This window comes from Novosphingobium sp. BL-A-28-Hi1-0D, from assembly GCF_055521755.1.
The window spans coordinates 43654-61948 of the sequence record NZ_CM145502.1 but is presented as its reverse complement, the minus strand read 5'-3'; the positions used below and the strand labels follow the sequence as shown (position 1 = coordinate 61948).

At 64.6% G+C, this 18295-nt stretch carries 17 protein-coding genes; 14 read left to right on the top strand and 3 right to left on the bottom strand.

Features of this window, described 5'->3' with window-relative positions:
• Positions 1-15: 15 nt before the first annotated feature.
• Complete coding sequence (locus ACZ1JW_RS00285; RefSeq protein ID WP_465141551.1) at positions 16-1809, bottom strand: DEAD/DEAH box helicase; 1794 nt, start codon at positions 1807-1809, stop codon at positions 16-18.
• Between the two features lie 254 nt (positions 1810-2063).
• Here ACZ1JW_RS00285 and ACZ1JW_RS00280 point away from each other — a divergent pair, with 254 nt between their 5' ends.
• The 3 genes from ACZ1JW_RS00280 to ACZ1JW_RS00270 all read left to right on the top strand — a co-directional run bounded on the left by ACZ1JW_RS00280 (position 2064) and on the right by ACZ1JW_RS00270 (position 4462).
• On the top strand, positions 2064-2975 hold the full coding sequence (locus tag ACZ1JW_RS00280; protein WP_465125400.1) for a CmcJ/NvfI family oxidoreductase: 912 nt from the start codon (positions 2064-2066) through the stop codon (positions 2973-2975).
• Positions 2976-3033: 58 nt separating this feature from the next.
• On the top strand, positions 3034-3522 hold the full coding sequence (locus tag ACZ1JW_RS00275) for a flavin reductase family protein (RefSeq protein ID WP_465125401.1): 489 nt from the start codon (positions 3034-3036) through the stop codon (positions 3520-3522).
• A 244-nt stretch (positions 3523-3766) separates the two neighbouring features.
• Positions 3767-4462, top strand: a complete 696-nt coding sequence (locus ACZ1JW_RS00270; protein WP_465125402.1) for a Crp/Fnr family transcriptional regulator — start codon at positions 3767-3769, stop codon at positions 4460-4462.
• An 81-nt stretch (positions 4463-4543) separates the two neighbouring features.
• Here ACZ1JW_RS00270 and ACZ1JW_RS00265 read toward each other — a convergent pair whose 3' ends face one another.
• The gene (locus ACZ1JW_RS00265) at positions 4544-6964 is read right to left on the bottom strand and encodes a TonB-dependent receptor (RefSeq protein ID WP_465125403.1); all 2421 of its coding nucleotides are present in this window, start codon (positions 6962-6964) and stop codon (positions 4544-4546) included.
• A gap of 311 nt (positions 6965-7275) precedes the next feature.
• Positions 7276-7962 (bottom strand): OmpW/AlkL family protein, encoded by a 687-nt coding sequence (locus ACZ1JW_RS00260; RefSeq protein ID WP_465141550.1) that lies wholly within the window; start codon positions 7960-7962, stop codon positions 7276-7278.
• 235 nt (positions 7963-8197) lie between these two features.
• Between ACZ1JW_RS00260 and ccoN the strand changes: the two genes are divergently transcribed.
• The 11 genes from ccoN (at position 8198) to eda (ending at position 18279) form a co-directional block, all read left to right on the top strand.
• A complete protein-coding gene (gene ccoN, locus ACZ1JW_RS00255) occupies positions 8198-9844 on the top strand; it encodes a cytochrome-c oxidase, cbb3-type subunit I (RefSeq protein WP_465141549.1) in 1647 nt (548 codons plus the stop codon).
• Positions 9845-9868: 24 nt separating this feature from the next.
• The gene (gene ccoO, locus ACZ1JW_RS00250; protein WP_465125406.1) at positions 9869-10618 is read left to right on the top strand and encodes a cytochrome-c oxidase, cbb3-type subunit II; all 750 of its coding nucleotides are present in this window, start codon (positions 9869-9871) and stop codon (positions 10616-10618) included.
• Complete coding sequence (locus tag ACZ1JW_RS00245; protein WP_465141548.1) at positions 10615-10785, top strand: cbb3-type cytochrome c oxidase subunit 3; 171 nt, start codon at positions 10615-10617, stop codon at positions 10783-10785. Before ccoO ends, ACZ1JW_RS00245 begins: the two co-directional genes overlap by 4 nt.
• The gene (gene ccoP / locus ACZ1JW_RS00240; RefSeq protein ID WP_465141547.1) at positions 10778-11692 is read left to right on the top strand and encodes a cytochrome-c oxidase, cbb3-type subunit III; all 915 of its coding nucleotides are present in this window, start codon (positions 10778-10780) and stop codon (positions 11690-11692) included. Before ACZ1JW_RS00245 ends, ccoP begins: the two co-directional genes overlap by 8 nt.
• Positions 11693-11707: 15 nt before the next feature.
• Entirely contained in the window at positions 11708-13231 is a 1524-nt protein-coding gene (gene ccoG, locus ACZ1JW_RS00235) for a cytochrome c oxidase accessory protein CcoG (protein WP_465141546.1), read from the top strand.
• Positions 13228-13698: a FixH family protein gene (locus ACZ1JW_RS00230; protein ID WP_465141545.1), complete on the top strand. Its 471-nt coding sequence runs from the start codon at positions 13228-13230 to the stop codon at positions 13696-13698. Before ccoG ends, ACZ1JW_RS00230 begins: the two co-directional genes overlap by 4 nt.
• Before the next feature lie 65 nt (positions 13699-13763).
• The gene (locus ACZ1JW_RS00225) at positions 13764-15818 is read left to right on the top strand and encodes a heavy metal translocating P-type ATPase (protein WP_465142810.1); all 2055 of its coding nucleotides are present in this window, start codon (positions 13764-13766) and stop codon (positions 15816-15818) included.
• Positions 15815-15967 (top strand): cbb3-type cytochrome oxidase assembly protein CcoS, encoded by a 153-nt coding sequence (gene ccoS, locus ACZ1JW_RS00220; RefSeq protein WP_465125412.1) that lies wholly within the window; start codon positions 15815-15817, stop codon positions 15965-15967. Before ACZ1JW_RS00225 ends, ccoS begins: the two co-directional genes overlap by 4 nt.
• Positions 15964-16224 carry a hypothetical protein gene (locus tag ACZ1JW_RS00215; RefSeq protein ID WP_465125413.1) on the top strand — a complete coding sequence of 87 codons (261 nt, stop codon included), beginning with the start codon at positions 15964-15966 and terminating at the stop codon, positions 16222-16224. Before ccoS ends, ACZ1JW_RS00215 begins: the two co-directional genes overlap by 4 nt.
• A complete protein-coding gene (gene hemN, locus ACZ1JW_RS00210) occupies positions 16214-17563 on the top strand; it encodes an oxygen-independent coproporphyrinogen III oxidase (RefSeq protein WP_465141544.1) in 1350 nt (449 codons plus the stop codon). The genes ACZ1JW_RS00215 and hemN overlap by 11 nt, the downstream gene beginning before the upstream one ends.
• 101 nt (positions 17564-17664) lie before the next feature.
• Positions 17665-18279 carry a bifunctional 4-hydroxy-2-oxoglutarate aldolase/2-dehydro-3-deoxy-phosphogluconate aldolase gene (gene eda, locus ACZ1JW_RS00205; protein ID WP_465125415.1) on the top strand — a complete coding sequence of 205 codons (615 nt, stop codon included), beginning with the start codon at positions 17665-17667 and terminating at the stop codon, positions 18277-18279.
• Positions 18280-18295 lie beyond the last annotated feature (16 nt).

Below are 18295 nucleotides of genomic sequence, written 5' to 3'. Positions count from 1 at the left end.
GCGGGCCTTTTCGTATCAGCGAGCGCCTTGCGGACCCTTGCGGTGCGGCTTGCCTTGCGGGCGGGCACCGGCGGGATGCGGGCGGCGAGGGCCGCGGCGTTCATCACCACCCGGGGCGAGATTGCGGGGACCGTTGTTGTGACGGGGGCCATCGCCGCGCGGGCCGTCGTTGGCCGAACGGCGATTGTCGCGGGCAACCTCGCGCGGGCCATCGGGAGCGGCTTCGATGTGGATGCCGTTCTCGTCCTCGCCCTTGGGATCGGCGGTTCGGCGCACGGCTTCGGCAAAGCGCTCGGCAATGGCGCGCGGGACCTGAAACCAGGTTTCGTTGGGCGCGATGCGGATCGCGCCGATCTCCTGACGCGAGACGTGGCCGCGGCGGCAGAGCGTCGGAAGGATCCAGCGCGGGTCGGCGTTCTGGCGGCGGCCGACGTCCATGCGGAACCACACGACATCATCGAAGCCGGGGCGGTGTGCGGGCTGGGCGCGGCCTGCATCGCTTCCCGACAGCAGCTCTTCCGGCTGGGGCAGCGCGGCGCGGTGGGCGCGCACGAGCGCTGCCGCAAGCTCTTCAGGGCTGCGCTGTTCGAGCAGGGTGCGCGCGATCTCGAGATCGGCTTCGTCCGTCTCGACAGGCGCGAGGATCGTTTCGAGAAGGCGCTCGCGGTCCTGCGCGCGGATCGCTTCAGGCGTCGGTACTTCGGCCCACTCGGCGTTGATGCGCGCACCGCGCAGCATCATCTCGACGCGGCGGCGGCGCGGGAACGGCACGATGAGCACGGCTGTGCCCTTCTTGCCGGCGCGACCGGTGCGGCCCGAGCGGTGCTGCAGGGTCTCGGCATCGCGCGGGATCTCGACATGGACGACGAGGCTGAGCGAGGGCAGGTCGATGCCGCGCGCGGCAACGTCGGTGGCAACGCAGACGCGGGCGCGGCGGTCACGCAGGGCCTGGAGCGCGTTGTTGCGTTCGGACTGGCTGTGCTCGCCGGACAGCGCGACGGCTGTGAACCCGCGTTCCAGCAGTGTGGCGTGGAGGCGGCGGACGTTGTCGCGCGTGGCGCAGAACAGCATCGCGGTCTCGGCTTCGTGGAAGCGTAGCAGGTTGACGACGGCGGCCTCGATCTCGGCGGGCGCTACGGCGACGGCGCGGTAGGCGATGTCGCCATGGCCGCGGTTCTCGCCCACGGTCGAGATGCGCAGGGCATTGCGCTGGTAGCGCTTGGCGAGCGCTTCGATCGGCTTGGGCATCGTTGCCGAGAACAGCAGCGTGCGGCGGTTTTCCGGCGTTGCGTCGAGCAGTTCCTCGAGGTCTTCGCGGAAGCCCATGTCGAGCATTTCGTCGGCTTCGTCGAGCACGACGCAGGCCAGTGCCGAAAGGTCGAGCGCGCCGCGCTCATGGTGATCGCGCAGCCGGCCCGGCGTGCCGACAACGATGTGCGCGCCGCCCTGCAGCATCCGACGCTCGCGCGAGGGGTCCATCCCGCCGACGCAGGTGGCGATGCGGGCGTGGGTGGGGGCATAGAGCCACTGCAGTTCACGGCTGACCTGCAGGGCCAGTTCGCGCGTGGGAGCGATGACCAGTGCGAGGGGCGCGGTGGCGAAAGGCAGGGCGCTTTCGTCGCGGATCAGTTCGTTTGCCATGGCGAGGCCGAACGCCACGGTCTTGCCCGAGCCGGTCTGCGCCGAGACGACAAGGTCGCGGCCATGGGCTTCGGGTTCGCTGACAGCGCTCTGGACCGGAGTCAGCGCGGTATAGCCATGCGCTTCGAGAGCCTGCGCAAGCTGGCTGGGGAGGTGTGCAAAAGTCATCGTCAAAATCGCCATTCCTGCCGCGTCTGCGGCATTCGCATCAGTGTTGGGCCAATATCGGCTGGGTGGCCGGGTCATTTCCCGGCACGAATCGCCTCAGCCCGTTCCCACACAGTGCACGGCGATACCTGTGCCGCGCCCCCTACACGGGTTTATCGGATTTGGCTTCTATTTCTTTTCAAGCCGAGACTTGATTAGGTACCCTAACATATGGGATGGTGCGGCAAGCCCGAAAAAGGGCATGGAGAGGCAACATGACCGAAGCCGCGCAGATTGAATCGCTCGAGGAATCCGCCCGCCGCGCCCCTGCACTGATCCGCTATCTGGGCGAGGGGGACTACGTGACCCGGCGCTACGTCTCGCAAGGCGCCGAGATGAACACCGGGGATTACCTCGACTACCCCTGCGACGTGCGTGACGGGATGCCGATGCGCGATCATTTCACGCTGGATACCCATGGCTTCATGCTGGGAAAGCACCGCTCCGCCATTGCCGACTTTCATGACAAACCGGCCGTCGATGCCGCCTATCTTGGTGAAGTCGAGGAGATTGTCACTCGTCTGTGCGGTGCGACCCGCACGGCTGCCCAAGGGTGGATGATCCGGACCTCTGCTGACCTTTCCGCGCGCGCTAAAGAAAAGGTCGAGGGTTATCAGCACTCAGGCGGCATTCAGCCTCCGGCGGGCGAGGCCCATGTCGACTATAACGAGATCACAGGCCGCCGCGCTGCCGCGCGCATCTATGCGGATCGCTTCCCCGATGGTCCGGGGTACAAGCGCTATATCTGCTTCTCGTTCTGGCGGACGTTCTCGCCGGGCCCGCAGGACTGGCCTTTGGCTGTGTGCGACGGGCGAACCGTGAGCGACGAGGAGACTGCCTCGAATACCTTGTTCGTGGTCGACGAGTTTCCGGTTGGTGATGCGCTGACCGCGCCGGTCGAGGGTGAGGACCAGATGATCGCCGCCACGATCTTCCGTCACCGCCCGCGCCATCGCTGGTGGTACTTCTCGAACATGCAGGCCGACGACGTTCTGCTGTTCAAGTTCCAGGACAGCGATCATTCGGTCACCTGGCGCTGCCCGCACACCGCTTTCCACGATACCAGCCTGCCTCATGCCAAGATCCGGGAGAGCATCGAAGTGCGCTGTATCGCGTACTTCGAATAGCTTTACGGACCTTCATGGACGGTTGACGCCCGCGCGATTTGGCGACAGGCAGGCGCGCATGATCGATCCCCGCCATTTCCGTAACGTGCTCGGCACCTGGCCGACCGGTGTTTGCGTCATCACCTCGGTCGAGGAAGACGGGACACGGCACGGGCTAGTGGTTGGCTCGTTCAGTTCGATCTCTCTGGATCCGCCGCTGGTCGGCTTTTTTCCGGACAAGCGCTCGAGCACTTGGCCGAAAATTGCGGCTACCGGTCGTTTTTGCGTCAACGTTCTGGGCTCTGATCAGCTGGACCTGTGCAAGCGTTTTGCCGCGCGCGCCGACGACAAGTTTGCCGAGCTGGCGCACGATCACACGCCATCGGGCATGCCATTGCTCGAAGATGCCATCGCCTGGATCGACTGCAGCGTCGAGCGCGTGGAAGACATTGGCGACCACTTCCTTGTGGTCGGCGCAGTGGAAGCGCTTGACCGGCGGGAAGAGGGCACGCCGCTGCTGTTCTTCCGTGGCCAGTATCACGACGTGACTCATCTGCCGAACCACTGAGCAGACGCGAACAATACTAAAGATTGTTGGTGTTTTTGACTTCCGTCAACGCGGGGCCGCGCCCTCTCGCCTAGACCGGACTTCGACGAAGCGGGGAGGTGGTCTCCTACCAGCCACCGCCCCGCTCCGGCGATTTCTCCCCAACTCGGGCGGTCCGGCACTCCGGCCCGCCCCATTTTTTTGGCAGGTGGAAACGGCATCATCGCCAATTGCCGGAAATGATCCGCAATGATAACGGTGAGCCATGGCTTCCTGTGATACATGCGTCGTCCGCAACCGGGCGATCTGCGCTGGCCTCGACAATCGTGAGATCGAGGCACTGAACGCCATCGGGCGGCGTCGGCAGGTTACGGCGGGTGAACCGCTGATCTGGGAGGATGATGATTCCCTCCTCGTCGCCAATGTCATCGAAGGCGTGCTCAAGCTCACCACCAGCACCGAGGACGGGCGCGAGCAGATCGTTGGCGTGGCCTATCCGTCGGACTTTATCGGCAGGCCCTTTGGCCAGACCAGCAGCGCCAGTGTTGTTGCGCTGACCGATGCGCGGGTCTGCGTGTTCTCGCGCAACGATTTTGATCGCTTCGCCCGCGAACATCCCGAGCTTGAGCACAAGCTGCTTGAACGCACGCTGGCAGAGCTTGATCGCACCCGTTCGTGGATGATGCTGCTTGGTCGCAAGAATGCATCTGAAAAGATCGCCACGTTCCTGCTCGAAATGTCGGACCGGCTGGCCGAAACCGGCTGCACCCCGGCGTTCGGCCCGGCCAAGCGCTTCTCGCTGCCTTTCTCGCGCCAGCAGGTGGCCGACGTGTTGGGCCTGACGATCGAGACGGTCAGCCGCCAGTTCACCAAGCTCAAGAACGAAGGCGTGATCGAGCTGCCATCGCGGCGCGAGGTCGAAATCGTCAATCGAGGGGCGCTGGTGGCTTTGGCGGGGTAATTCGCCAGCCTAAACCTGGAAGCCAAACGAAAAGGCCGGCCCCGCAAGGGACCGGCCTTTCGCTTTCTTGATCCCGTAGGATCAGAACGACTTGCGCACGGTCATGCCGATCTTGCGCGGCGTGCCAACGTTGTAGCCGAGGCGTGCGCGGCCACCGCGTTCGCGGTCGAGCGAGAGCAGCGGCGTCTCGTTGAACAGGTTGTTGGCATAGACCAGCACCGACAGCCCGTTCTCCCAGTTCAGGCCCGCCGAGATGTTGACGAGGTTGTAGCTGGGTAGCTGGTAGGAGCCGAAGTTGTAGGCTCCAGTGCCATTGGCCAGCGTGACCGGATTGAAGAAGATCGAGTTCGAGAACGAACCCGCGCCTGCTTCCTGGTCCGAAGGCTGGGTGAAGCGGTTGCCAACATGCTGGAAGCTGGCATTGGCCGAGAAGTCCATGCCGTTCGAGACTTCCGTGGTGTAACCGGCGGTTGCCGACATCTGGAACTTCGGCACGGTCGGCAGGCGGTTGCCATCACGGATGCCCGCGATGATCGCACCGTTGCCGTCCTTGACGTTGCTGTCGAACTTGGATTCGATCACCGAGCCGTTGACCGCGAGCGAGAAGCCCATGCCAAGTTCGGCCGCCATTTCGACTTCGACACCCGCGGTGTGCGCCTTGGGCACGTTGAACACCACGCGCGAAGAGCAGCTGCCGGCGTCGGCAGTGACCTGAAGGTTGCGAATGTCGTTATAGAACGCAGCCGCATTGAAGGTCACCGGGCCGCTGGCAAGCTTCACGCCCGCTTCGTAGTTCCACAGGCTCTCGTCCTTGTAGTTCGGACGATTGCCGTAGGTCCTGGCGTCAGGTCCGTTGGCTCCGCCCGAGCAGAGCGGAATGTTGAGCGGATCGTTCACGCCGCCAAGGCGGAAGCCCTTCGATGCCTGGATGTTGACCGAAAGATCGCGGCTGGGCTGGTAGCTGACGATGAAGCGCGGGTTGAAGCCGTCGCTCTTGGTCTTGTCGCCGATGTTTCGGTCACCATTGGCGAAGACGCCGCCGGAGATGAAGTCGCGGCTTTCCTTGAAGTCGTAGTAGCGGCCACCGGCGGTCAGCTTGAAATCGCCGGTCTTGTAGCTGGCTTCCCCGAACACCGCGAATTGCTCGATGTCGTAGGGGATGTCGGCATTGTAGGGCGAGTTCAGCGGGAAGCCGTTGGCGGCACCAGCAGAAACGCCAGCACCAAGCGCAGCATCGACGAAGGCGTCATAGCCGGGGGTAGGTAGGCGCTGGGCGTACTTGCGGTCGATCTTGCTGTAGAAGCCGCCGATCACCCACTGGAACGGACCCTTGTCGGTCGAGGCAAGGCGCAGTTCCTGCGTCCAGGTCTTGAGCTTGGTCGCGTCCTTCAGGTTCGACGGCAGGTTGCCGAGCGCGGGTGCCGCACCAAGCCCGGTGATGAACGGCGAAACCGAGACCGAACCGGTGAGCGCCGAAGCGTCACGGCTGACGAGAATGTCGCGGTGGATGTAGGTCGTGACGCTGGTGACGTCGATCGTATCGGCGACCGGCGCCGTGATCGTGAGGTCAGCCAGTGTGGTCTTGTCGCGGAAGCCTTCGCGCAGCTTCAGGTACTGCGTGTTCTCAGGAATGGCTGCGGCACCGGCCAGCGGGCTGTTGTACAGGTTGTAGACGTCGGCGCGGTTGAAGCCGTTGGTCTTGATGTCCTGATAGACGATGCGCGGGGTGATCTTCACGCCTGCAACGGGTTCGAACAGGACGGCAGCGCGCACGCCATAACGTTCGCCGTCGTTGATGTTCTTCCCTGCAGCCGGCCCGATCGCGTTGATGAACCCAGCAAAGTGCTCGCCATAGCCGACGACGCGCAGCGCGGCGTTCTCGCCCAGCGGCACGTTGACCGCGCCCTTGGCCGAATAGCCGACATCGCCGCCATCGAGCACGTTCACGTCTGCTGCGACCTGTCCCTCGGTCTGGCCCAGCTTGGGCTGGTTGGTGATGTAGCGGACGGTACCGCCGACCGAACCCGAACCGAACAGCGTGCCCTGCGGCCCGCGCAGCGTTTCGACGCGGTTGAGGTCGAACAGGTCGAAGTCGGGCGTGAACAGCGAGAGCGAGGTGACGGATTCGTCGAGATAGATGCCGACCTGTTCCTTCACGCCGGGCTGGTCGCGGACGATCTGGCCAGCCGAAACGCCGCGCACCGAAACCTGGCTCTGGCCGGGCCCAAGGTTCTGGACGGTGAGGCCAGCGACCGAGCGCGAGATGTCTTCGATCGACGTTGCGCCGGTCTTTTCGATGTCGGCTGCGGTCTGTGCGTTGACCGAGAACGGCACTTCCTGGATCGTCTGCGCGCGCTTGGTGGCGGTGACGACGATCTCGTTGCCGGTACCGGCGTCTTCGGCCTGTGCCTCGTCGGCAGACTGGGCGAGGGCGGGGGTCGCGATCACCAGCGAGGCGACGGACGAAAGCAGAATCCTGCGAATGCGGGCTGGGTTAGCCATTGTTGTATCCTCCCGATATGGTGCAACTTTGGTTGCTGTGGCAACTTGTTTGGAGCCAAGCGCTGGAGTTCCCATGCGACGAAGCTAGGGGCCGAGGCAATCGGGCTCTGCGGTCATGTTGCATGTTTGCGCGAGGCTGTGGCTGTCATGCAACAGCACGCAAAGCTCCAGAAAGTCCGGACTTTGTACGCTCCACAAACGAAAAGTGGCGGGCAGGAAACCAGCGAGGCGATCCCAGAACCTCGTGATTTCCTGCCCGCCGTCCCCGTGTCCGGTACGCGTGGGGGGTGCCGGACTGGAAGGGGATTTGGTCAGAAGCGGTAGGCGAGGCCTGCGCTCAGCACCCACGGATCAAGCGAGTGCTTGGTGGTCAGGACTTCGGCGTTGCCTGCATAGAAATGCGCGGTCGTGTCCTGGAAGTACTTCTTGGCATCGAGCGTGACGCCAAGGCCCTTGTCATTGACCGGGATGTCCACACCGGCCTGCAGCGCAAAGCCGACCTGGTTCGACATCTTGACCTTGGTCACGCCAAGGCCGGTGATGCTCGAACCCGGCTTCTCGCCGAAGATCAGGAACATCGACGGGCCTGCGCCTACATAGGGCTTGATGCCCTTGCCGAGCGGCAGATGGTACTTCAGCGTCAGCGTTGCCGGCAGGACCAGAACGTGATCGACGATGTTCGTTGCGGGGGCGAGGGCGCCGGTGCCGCTGACATGGTGCTGGGTGAAGCAGCAGATCGTTTCGGCCGAAATGTTGGGCGTGATGAAGTATTCCACAGCCAGCGTCGGCACGTAATTGTCGTTGGCCTTGGTCTGCGCCCCGGTGGTGAGGGCGAGCGGGTCGTTGTTGACCGCGACGATCTTGCCATCGGGCAGCACCGCCGTGCCGAGCACCTTGACCTGCAGCTTGCCTTCGGCCGAGCCGGCGAGCGCCGGTGCCGGAGCAAGCGCGGCGGCTGCGAATGCCAGGGGCAGGGCGGCGGTAATCAGCTTCTTCATTGCTCTAGTCCTGCACCGCAGATGGCCAGCCCCTCGCTGGCCCCAGATCCTCTGCGGCTCGAACAGCCTGATGCACCGCACCGAATCGCCGCACATTGACCGAGCGCAAAAATGCGAAATCGCGATGCAGTACCAAAGTATGAGACTGATTTGGCGCGATTTGACCCGGATCAATGTTCCTTCCCCGCCATGGGTGCAGCGCGGCATCCACATCACTCATGGAAGGGAAGGCTCCATGGAATTGGCGCTCTCACGCACCGGCCTCTGGCTCGTTGCGCTACTCATCGCCGTCGCCGCCTGCGCTGCAGCGGTCGACACCGGTTTCGCGATCCACATGGGCATCGTGGCTCTGGCCTGCATCATCGGGCTGGTCGTCACGCTGCGCGGGGTGGATCTGACGAAGGCCATCCTCGCACCCGACCAGGGCCGCTACGATGACGATCCGATCCGCTGGGGCGTGATCGCGACGGTGTTCTGGGGCATGGCCGGGTTCCTCGCAGGCCTCGTCATCGCGCTGCAACTGGCGCTCCCGGCGCTGAATCTCGGCCTCGAATGGACCGCATTCGGCCGCCTGCGCCCGCTGCACACATCTGCGGTCATCTTCGCTTTTGGAGGCAACGCGCTGATCGCCACGTCGTTCTACGTCGTGCAGCGTACTTGCCGGGCGAGGCTGGCCTTCCCCGGCCTCGCCCGTTTCGTGTTCTGGGGATACCAGCTGTTCATCGTGCTGGCGGCCACCGGCTATTTGCTCGGCATCACGCAGGGCAAGGAATACGCCGAGCCGGAATGGTACGTCGACCTCTGGCTGACCGTGGTCTGGGTCGCCTATCTTGCGGTTTTCGTCGGCACGATCGTCAAGCGGACTGAACCCCACATCTACGTCGCGAACTGGTTCTACCTGTCGTTCATCGTCACCGTGGCGATGTTGCACATCGTCAACAACCTGAACTGGCCGATCAGTTTCGTCGGCAGCCGCAGCTATCCGATCTTCGCAGGCGTGCAGGGAGCTCTGGTGCAGTGGTGGTACGGCCACAACGCGGTCGGCTTCTTCCTGACCGCCGGCTTCCTGGCGATGATGTATTACTTCGTACCGAAGCAGGCTGAACGTCCGGTCTTCTCCTACCGCCTGTCGATCATCCACTTCTGGGCGCTGATCTTCCTCTATATCTGGGCGGGTCCGCACCACCTTCACTACACTGCGCTGCCTGACTGGGCGCAGACGCTGGGCATGGTCTTCTCGGTCATGCTGTGGATGCCGAGCTGGGGCGGCATGATCAACGGGTTGATGACGCTCAACGGCGCCTGGGACAAGGTCCGCACCGATCCGATCATCCGCATGATGGTCATGGCGCTCGCCTTCTACGGCATGAGCACCTTCGAAGGCCCGATGATGTCGATCAAGTCGGTCAACAGCCTGTCGCACTATACCGACTGGACCATCGGCCACGTCCACTCCGGCGCGCTCGGATGGAACGGCATGATCACCTTCGCCTGCGTGTACTACCTCGTCCCGCGTCTGTGGAACCGCGAGCGTCTGTACTCCCTGCGCATGGTGAACTGGCACTTCTGGCTCGCGACTGTGGGCATCGTGTTCTACGCCGCCTCGATGTGGGTGGCAGGCATCACCCAGGGCCTGATGTGGCGCGAATATGGCGCTGACGGCTACCTGGTGAACAGCTTTGCCGAAACTGTCGCCGCGCTGAAGCCGATGTTCTTCCTGCGCGCCTTTGGTGGCCTGCTCTACCTCGCCGGGGCCGTGGTGATGACGATCAACGTCTGGCGCACGATCCTCGGCCACCTTCGCACAGAGCCTGCAATGCGCGACGCCGCCTTCGATCCCGAAAAGGACCGTCCCGTCATCGCTGCGCCCGTCGCCGCCTGATCCGACGCATCCGGAGAAAATCCCATGACCACAATCGTGGAAAAGCACAAGAAACTGGAGCGCAACGTGACGCTCCTCGGGCTCGCGGCATTCGCTGCGGTGACCGTGGGCGGCATCGTCGAGATCGCGCCGCTGTTCTGGATCGACAACACGATCGAGAAGGTGGACGGCATGCGCCCCTACACCCCGCTCGAGCAGGCCGGACGCGACATCTACGTTCGCGAGGGCTGCTATGTCTGCCACAGCCAGATGATCCGTCCGTTCCGCGACGAGGTCGAACGCTATGGCCACTACAGCCTCGCCGCGGAATCGATGTACGACCATCCGTTCCAGTGGGGTTCGAAGCGCACCGGGCCAGACCTTGCCCGCGTCGGCAACCGCTACTCCGACGAATGGCACGTCCAGCACCTGAAAGACCCGCGCGCCGTGGTGCCGGAGTCGATCATGCCGACCTACGCGCACTTGGCCGAGCATGACCTCGATCAGGGCGACATGACGGCAGAACTGCGCACGCTCTATCAGGTCGGCGTGCCTTACTCGAAGACCGACATCGAGAAGGCCAACGAGGATCTCAAGACCCAGGCCGACCCGAACGCTGACGCGACCGATCTGCTCAAGCGCTACCCCAAGGCGCAGGCGCGTGACTTCGATGGCGATCCAACGCGCCTGACCGAGATGGATGCGCTCGTCGCCTATCTCCAGATGCTCGGCACTCTGGTCGATGTAAACGCGCCTGCCGCGCAAGAGGATCTTGCGAAGGAGAAGGGCCGATGAGCACGCACTCCACCTACGACATGCTGCGGCACCTCGCTGACAGCTGGGGTCTCGTGGTGATGACGGGCATCTTCCTGGGGCTCTGCCTCTGGCCGTTCCGTCCCGGCACCAAGCCGCTGAACCGCGAAGTCGCCAACTCGATCTTCAAGGATGAAGACGATGTCTAAGCAGAGAATTGACGACGCAACCGGCGTCGAAACCGTCGGCCACGAATGGGATGGCATCGAGGAGCTGAACAATCCGCTGCCGCGCTGGTGGCTGTGGTCCTTCTACGCCACGATCGTCTTCGCGATCGGTTACTGCGTGGTCTATCCGGCATGGCCGCTGCTCGACCGGGCAACCGCAGGCACCTTCGGCTGGACCAGCCGTGGCGATCTCGACCACGAGATGAAGGCGGAGGCCTCGCGCCGGGCTGGCCTGCTGGCCGAGCTGGACAAGCGCACCGTCGAGCAGATCGCCGCCGATCCCCGTCTGCGCCGCGCCGCGATCGACGGTGGGCGAGCTGCATTCAAGGTCAACTGCATCCAGTGCCACGGCAACGGTGCGGCTGGGAGCGCAGGCTATCCCAACCTCAACGACGACGACTGGCTATGGGGCGGCGATGTCGCCACGATCCACCAGACGCTTGTTCACGGTGTTCGCCAGCCGGGCGATGACGCAACGCGCATGAGCCAGATGCCGGCTTTCGGGCGCGATAGCATCCTGACCCCGGCGCAGGTGCAGGATGTGGTCAGCCACGTCCGCGTGATCAGCGGGCAGGAGAAGCCGAGCGGCTCCTCGCAGCGCGGTGCGGAAATCTTCGTCGCCAACTGCGTCGCCTGCCACGGTGCCAATGGCGAAGGGAGCCGCGCCGTGGGGGCGCCCAAGCTCGCCGACGCGATCTGGCTTTACGGCGGTGACCGCAAGGCACTGACCCAGACGGTGACGAACGCCCGGTACGGCGTGATGCCTTCGTGGGGCAGCCGCCTCGATCCGGTCACGGTCAAGATGCTGGCCACATACGTCCACTCGCTGGGTGGCGGCGAGGAAGCCCCGGCTCCCGCCGCACCTGACCCCGCGACGACACCTCAGTAACAGGACAACACGGTCATGACTGCGCACGATCCCAAACTCCGCGCGGACCACTCGAACGAAATCGGCCTTTACGAGAAGCGCAAAGGCGTTTTCCCGAAGGCCATCAACGGGCCATTCCGCCGCTTCAAGTGGCTGGTCATGGCCGTGTGTCTGCTCATCTATTGGGGTACGCCGTGGATCCGCTGGGACCGCGGGCCCTATGCCCCGGATCAGGCGGTGCTGATTGATCTCGCGCACCGCCGGTTCTTCATGTTCGACATCGAAATCTGGCCGCACGAGTTCTACTTCGTGGCGGGCCTGCTGATCATGGCGGGGATCGGTCTTTTCCTCGTCACCTCGGCGGTGGGCCGCGCGTGGTGCGGGTATGCCTGTCCGCAGACGGTGTGGACCGACCTGTTCCAGCACGTCGACCGCTTTATCGATGGCGATCGCAATGCCCAGCTGCGCCTGCAGAAGGCGCCGTGGACTGCAGCCAAGATCGGTCGCCGCGCGCTCAAGTGGACGATCTACCTCGCCATCAGCTTCGCCACCGGCGGCGCGTGGATCTTCTACTTCGCCGATGCGCCGACGCTCCAATACGATTTCTGGACCGGCGCCGCCGACCCGGTTGCCTACGGCACCACCTTCATCCTGACGATGACGACGTTCATCTTCGGCGGCTTCATGCGCGAGCAGGTCTGCATCTACATGTGCCCCTGGCCGCGCATCCAGACCGCGATGCTCGACGAGAAGAGCCTGATCGTCACCTACAAGGACTGGCGCGGCGAGCCCCGCGGTTCGGTCAAGAGCGCGGTCAAGGCCGCTACTCCATTGGGCGATTGCATCGACTGCATGCAGTGCGTCGCGGTGTGCCCCACCGGCATCGACATCCGCGAAGGGCCACAGATCGGCTGCATCACTTGTGCCTTGTGCATCGACGCCTGCGACAAGGCCATGGCCGACGTTGGCCGCCCGCGCGGACTCATCGATTACTGCACGCTGGTCGATGCCGAGAAGGAGAAGAAGGGCGAGGAGCCAACGCCGGTTTTCAAGACCATGTTCCGGCCGCGCACGCTGATCTACCTCGGGGTCTGGTCAGCCATCGGCGCGGCCATGCTCTTCGCCCTTGGTCAGCGCGCAAGGCTCGACATCTCGGTCGCCAAGGACCGCAACCCCGAGTTCGTGATGCTGTCCGACGGCACGGTCCGCAATGCCTACACGATCAAGCTACGCAACATGGAAGAGCGCCCGCGCACCTTCCGCGTCGCACTCGACGGCCTCGAAGGCGCGGCGATGTTCACCGACGAGATGGATGCTGCTGCTGCCCGCCGCGACCTCACCTTGCGCGTCCCCGCCGATACCACGCAGCGCCTGCGCATCTACGTAGTCGATCAGCGCCACGAGGAAGGCGAACGTCGCGAACACCACGGCGAACATGGCCGATATCATCGCGAAGGAGGCCACGGCGAATTCGCCTTCGTCCTGACCGCGCCCGATGACGAAGGCGGCAGTGACCGCAGCGAGACCACCTTCACCACTCCGGAAGGACACGACGAATGACCCAGATCCGTCGCACCTCTCGCCCGTTCACGGGCAAGCATATCACCTTGATCCTCGTCGGCTTCTTCGGCGTGGTCATCACGGTCAATGTCCTGATGGCGCGCCTTGCCACGTCGACCTTCGGCGGCGTGGTGGTCGAGAACTCCTATGTCGCGAGCCAGCACTTCAACGGCTGGCTCAAGGAAGCCAGTGCCGAACAGGCCCTTGGCTGGAAGGGCGAAGTCAGCCGCGATGCACAAGGAAGGGCGGCGATCGTCCTGCAGGATAGCAACGGTAAGGCCATCCCCGCAGCCAAGGTCACCGCCATTGCCGAACACCCGTTGGGCCAGCGACCGGAGAAGGACCTCGTCCTGGACGAGGTGGCTCCCGGTACTTACGCCGCCCCGCTGGCAACCGGCCGCTGGCGCCTGCGCGTCAAGGTCGAAGCCGAAGGCAAGGTCTGGCGCACCGTGGGCGACGTGCTGTGAGCGCGCCCGCTCGCCTGCGGACCGTCCCCGATGACGCGATCCACACCGTGCTCGCGGTGCCTGGGATGCACTGTGCCGGATGCATGGGCAAAGTCGAGCGAGCATTGGGTGCGCTCGATGGCGTGACCAGCGCCCGCACCAACCTGACCGCGCGCACCGTCGAAGTCGTTCACGCACCATCGGTCGAGATGCCCGCGCTCGTCGCCACGCTCGCCGCCACCGGTTTCGATGCCCAGCCGCGCGAAATCGAGGCCGAGCCTGTCTCTGCCGTCAAGCCGCTGCTTGCCCCGCTGGGCGTTGCCGCCTTTGCCTGCATGAACGTCATGCTGATGTCGGTCAGCGTCTGGTCCGGTGCGGATGGCACCACGCGCTCGCTATTCCACTGGGTCTCGGCAATGATCGGCGTGCCCGCAATCGTCTATGCCGGACGCCCGTTTTTCGCCTCGGCCTGGAAGGTGCTGCGCCACGGCAAGACCAACATGGACGTGCCGATCTCGATCGGCGTGACCATCGCCACCGGCCTGTCGTTCTACGAGACGCTGACCGGCGGCGCGGAAGCATGGTTCGACGGCGTGCTCATGCTGCTGATGTTCCTGCTTGCCGGCCGCGTGCTCGACGCGATGATGCGCGACCGCGCCCGTTCGGGCGTCGATGCCCTGCTGCGGCAGGTGGCGACCGGCGCGATAGTTGTCGAGGCCGATGGCGCAACCCGCTGGCTGGATACAAAATCCCTGCGCGCAGGCATGCTCATGCGTGTCGCGGCTGGCGAGCGGCTGGCGGCGGATGGCGAAGTCCTGCGCGGCACCAGTCGCTTCGACCAGTCGCTGCTGACCGGTGAAAGCGCGCCCGTCGAAGCACTGCCCGGAACGCCTGTCCACGCCGGAACGCTCAACGTCGATGCCCCGGTGGACGTGCGCGTCACCGCCATCGGGCATGACACCGCCCTGTCCGAAATCGCCCGCCTCATGGAAGCGGCGGGCCAGTCGCGCTCCAAGTACGTGCGCATCGCTGACCGTGCCTCGCGGCTCTATGCACCTGCCGTGCACACGCTCGCGGCCTTGACCTTTGCGGGCTGGATGATCGCAGGCGCCGGGATCTATCACTCGCTGGTCATCGCAATCGCGGTGCTGATCATCACTTGCCCGTGTGCACTCGGCCTCGCTGTACCTGTGGCGCAAGTCGTCGCCGCAGGCGCACTTCTGAAGAAGGGCGTTCTGGTCAAGGACGGCTCCGCACTAGAACGCATGGCCGAAGTCGACCGCATCCTCCTCGACAAGACCGGCACGCTCACCCTCGGCCGCCCTGTGCCCGACGAGGTTGCCCTCGGCGCATTGAGCGATGCACAGGCCTCCGTGGCCCTTGCTCTCGCCAGCCACAGCCGCCACCCCCTGTCGCTCGGCCTCGTGCAGGCGTTGGGCGCGCGCGGCGTGCGGGCCGCAGCGCTTGAAGATGTGCGCGAGGAAGCAGGGCAGGGCGTAACCGCGCGCTGGAGCGGCATGTCGGTCGCCTTGGGTCGCCCCGCTTCAGCCACCGGCATGGCAACCGCATTGCGCATCCAGGGCGATGCCGTCCGCGTCATCCCCTTCGCCGACCGGCTGCGGCCCGATACCGAAGCCGCGCTTGCCGAACTCAAGGCCCTTGGCGTCGATCCCTCTATCCTGTCCGGCGACTCCATCTCTGCCGTGGCCACCGTTGCCCGCGCCACCGGCCTCACCGCGCAAGCCGCTGCCTCCCCGTCCGACAAACAGGAAGCGCTCCAGCGCCTGCAACGCGCGGGATGGAAAGTGATGATGGCAGGCGATGGCCTGAACGACGGCCCGGCGCTCGCAGCCGCCAACGCCTCCATCGCGCCGGGCTCGGCCAGCGACGTCGGCAGGCAGGCATCGGACATGGTCTTCACCGGTGACTCCCTGCTCGCCATCCCCCGCGCCATCCGCGTCTCGCGCGCGACAATGAAGGTCGTGCGCCAGAACTTCGCACTCGCCATCGGCTACAACGCCCTTGCGGTGCCGCTGGCGATCCTTGGCCACGTCACCCCGCTCATCGCCGCCATTGCCATGTCGACCAGCTCGCTGATCGTCGTGGCCAATTCGCTACGCCTTGCTGGAGAAGCGAAATGAACGGCATCGCCTTCATGCTCCCCATCGCGCTCGGCATGGGCCTGTTCGGGCTCGCGGCCTTCTTCTGGGCCTTGAAGCGAGGGCAGTTCAGCGACCTTGATGGGGCGGCGGCGCGCATCCTGATCGAGGAAGAAGAGGACCGGCCGTGAGCCGTCTGATGCGCCTCCTTGCACCACTAGCCGTCCTGCAGATGGCCATGCCCGCACCCGGCAACGCCAGCGTGATCATGGTCGCTTCCTGCGGCGGAACCGGCGCGCCCATCCCCTTGCGCATTCCGGCAAAGGACGATGGCGGCAAGAATCTGCCCTGCTGCAAAGTTTGTCATATCTCAATGCGCAAGCGTGCCGCCGCCGATAGCTGTTGCGGGAATGCAGGGGAAGGTGAGGACGAATCCGATGGCTGCTGACGTGATGACCGGCCCTGAAACCTTCGCCGGATGGACCTACTGGCCCGAACTGCTCGAAACGCCGGTCCCGCGCTATACCAGCTACCCCACCGCCGCCGAATTCATCGAAGAAAGCTTCGAGGAACGTCAGCGCAATGCATTGCAGGCCCTGCGCGGCACCGTTTCGCTCTATCTGCACATCCCCTATTGCCAGGAAATCTGCTGGTACTGCGGCTGCAACACCGGTGCCGCCAACAAGAGCCATCGCCTCGCCGCCTACCTTGAGGCGCTGCACCACGAGATCGAACTCGTCTCGCGTCTGCTGCACCCCTCGGTCCGCGTTTCACGCATCGCTTTCGGCGGCGGCAGCCCCAACGCGATAAAGCCCACCGATTTCGTCCGGCTGGTTGACCGGCTGACGCTGAATTTTCGCCTTGAAAAGCCCGTGCTCTCTATCGAACTAGACCCGCGCACCCTTGCGCCTGACTGGTTCATGGCCATCCGTGGCATCGGCGTGATCAAGGCGAGCCTCGGCGTCCAGACGCTCGATCCCCGCGTGCAGGAGGCCATCGGCCGCATCCAGCCGCGCGACATGATCGCCCGCGCCACCGAAGGCCTGCGCAAGGCCGGGGTGGATTCGGTCAACTTCGACCTGATGTACGGCCTTCCGTTCCAGACCGACGAAATCCTCAGCCAGACGCTGGACCAGTCCGTCGCCATGGGCGCGGATCGCGTCGCGCTGTTCGGATATGCGCACGTGCCGCACATGATCCCGCGTCAGAAGCGCATCGACGCCAGCGAACTGCCCGACCAACGCGCCCGCTTCCGCATGGCAGCGCAGGGCCATGCGCAGCTGGCTTCGGCCGGTTACCAGCCTGTCGGCTTCGATCACTTCGCTCTACCTGAAGACGATCTCGCCATCGCCGCCCGTACGGGCACCCTGCGCCGCAACTTCCAGGGTTTCACCGAGGACCAGTCGCCCACCCTGATCGGCCTTGGGGCATCGTCCATCAGCGAATTCCCGGAACTGTTCGTCCAGACCGAGAAGAACGCCGGACGCTATCGCATGCTGATCGGCGCCGACCAGCTTGCCGGGCGCAAGGGCGTGGTTCGCACGGCAGAGGATCGCCGCCGCGGCACGATTATCACCGATCTGCTCTGCCGGGGCAGTGCCACCATCGCCGCCGACCTTCTTGCAGGCAATTGCGACCGGCTCGAACCTTTCATCGCGCGCGGGCTCGCCACCCTCTCCGGCAACGTTCTCACCCTCGCCAGGGCCAGCGAACCCTACGCCCGTTCGATTGCCGCCGTGTTCGATGCCTATCGCTCAGGCGTCCGGCAATTCAGCTCGGCAGTCTGACTGACTCCCAAGAATAGCTATGCGCCCGCCCTTAGCAGGTGCACAATACGGCTGAGTCGCGTTAAGCCCACCCTCCACCAAGGCCGCGAGAGGGACACGCCATGAAGCCGATCGAAACCATCATGCGTACTGCCCCGGTCATTCCGGTGCTGGTCATCGACAATGTCGACCATGCGCTCCCCATTGCCCGCGCGCTCGTGAAGGGCGGTCTGCGCGTCCTCGAAGTGACCCTGCGCACGCCCGCCGCGCTCGACGTGATCCACGCGATGAAGGCGGTCGAAGGCGCGATCGTCGGCGCCGGCACCGTCACAAACCCCGATGAGCTCAAGGCTGCCATCGATGCGGGTGCCGAATTCATCGTCTCGCCGGGCCTCACCGACAACCTCGGCAAGGCTGCCGTTGCTTCGGGCATCCCCTTCCTGCCCGGCACCGCCAGCGCGGCAGACATCATGCGCGGGCTCGACCTTGGCCTTACCCATTTCAAGTTCTTCCCCGCGTCGACCTCCGGTGGCCTGCCTGCATTAAAGGCGTTGGCGGCACCGTTCCACCAGTGCAAATTCTGCCCCACCGGCGGCATTACTGCCGCCACCGCGCCGGAATGGCTGGGTTTCGATCCGGTCCTGTGCGTCGGTGGCAGCTGGGTGGTCGGGAAAGGCACGCCCGATGAAGCAGCAATCGAAGCGGCTGCACGCGAAGCGGTAGCGTTGGGGCAATAGGCGGATACAGGGAATA

Excerpts from the sequence above, each read along its gene's own strand:
- ACZ1JW_RS00225 (WP_465142810.1), top strand. The coding sequence starts at position 13,764 with ATGCACTGTGCCGGATGCATGGGCAAAGTCGAGCGAGCATTGGGTGCG.
- ACZ1JW_RS00285 (WP_465141551.1), bottom strand. The coding sequence starts at position 1,809 with ATGACTTTTGCACACCTCCCCAGCCAGCTTGCGCAGGCTCTCGAAGCG.
- ACZ1JW_RS00280 (WP_465125400.1), top strand. The coding sequence starts at position 2,064 with ATGACCGAAGCCGCGCAGATTGAATCGCTCGAGGAATCCGCCCGCCGC.
- eda (WP_465125415.1), top strand. The coding sequence starts at position 17,665 with ATGAAGCCGATCGAAACCATCATGCGTACTGCCCCGGTCATTCCGGTG.
- ACZ1JW_RS00270 (WP_465125402.1), top strand. The coding sequence starts at position 3,767 with ATGGCTTCCTGTGATACATGCGTCGTCCGCAACCGGGCGATCTGCGCT.
- ccoS (WP_465125412.1), top strand. The coding sequence starts at position 15,815 with ATGAACGGCATCGCCTTCATGCTCCCCATCGCGCTCGGCATGGGCCTG.
- ccoO (WP_465125406.1), top strand. The coding sequence starts at position 9,869 with ATGACCACAATCGTGGAAAAGCACAAGAAACTGGAGCGCAACGTGACG.
- ccoG (WP_465141546.1), top strand. The coding sequence starts at position 11,708 with ATGACTGCGCACGATCCCAAACTCCGCGCGGACCACTCGAACGAAATC.
- ccoN (WP_465141549.1), top strand. The coding sequence starts at position 8,198 with ATGGAATTGGCGCTCTCACGCACCGGCCTCTGGCTCGTTGCGCTACTC.
- ACZ1JW_RS00230 (WP_465141545.1), top strand. The coding sequence starts at position 13,228 with ATGACCCAGATCCGTCGCACCTCTCGCCCGTTCACGGGCAAGCATATC.
- ACZ1JW_RS00265 (WP_465125403.1), bottom strand. The coding sequence starts at position 6,964 with ATGGCTAACCCAGCCCGCATTCGCAGGATTCTGCTTTCGTCCGTCGCC.
- hemN (WP_465141544.1), top strand. The coding sequence starts at position 16,214 with ATGGCTGCTGACGTGATGACCGGCCCTGAAACCTTCGCCGGATGGACC.
- ACZ1JW_RS00260 (WP_465141550.1), bottom strand. The coding sequence starts at position 7,962 with ATGAAGAAGCTGATTACCGCCGCCCTGCCCCTGGCATTCGCAGCCGCC.
- ACZ1JW_RS00245 (WP_465141548.1), top strand. The coding sequence starts at position 10,615 with ATGAGCACGCACTCCACCTACGACATGCTGCGGCACCTCGCTGACAGC.
- ccoP (WP_465141547.1), top strand. The coding sequence starts at position 10,778 with ATGTCTAAGCAGAGAATTGACGACGCAACCGGCGTCGAAACCGTCGGC.
- ACZ1JW_RS00275 (WP_465125401.1), top strand. The coding sequence starts at position 3,034 with ATGATCGATCCCCGCCATTTCCGTAACGTGCTCGGCACCTGGCCGACC.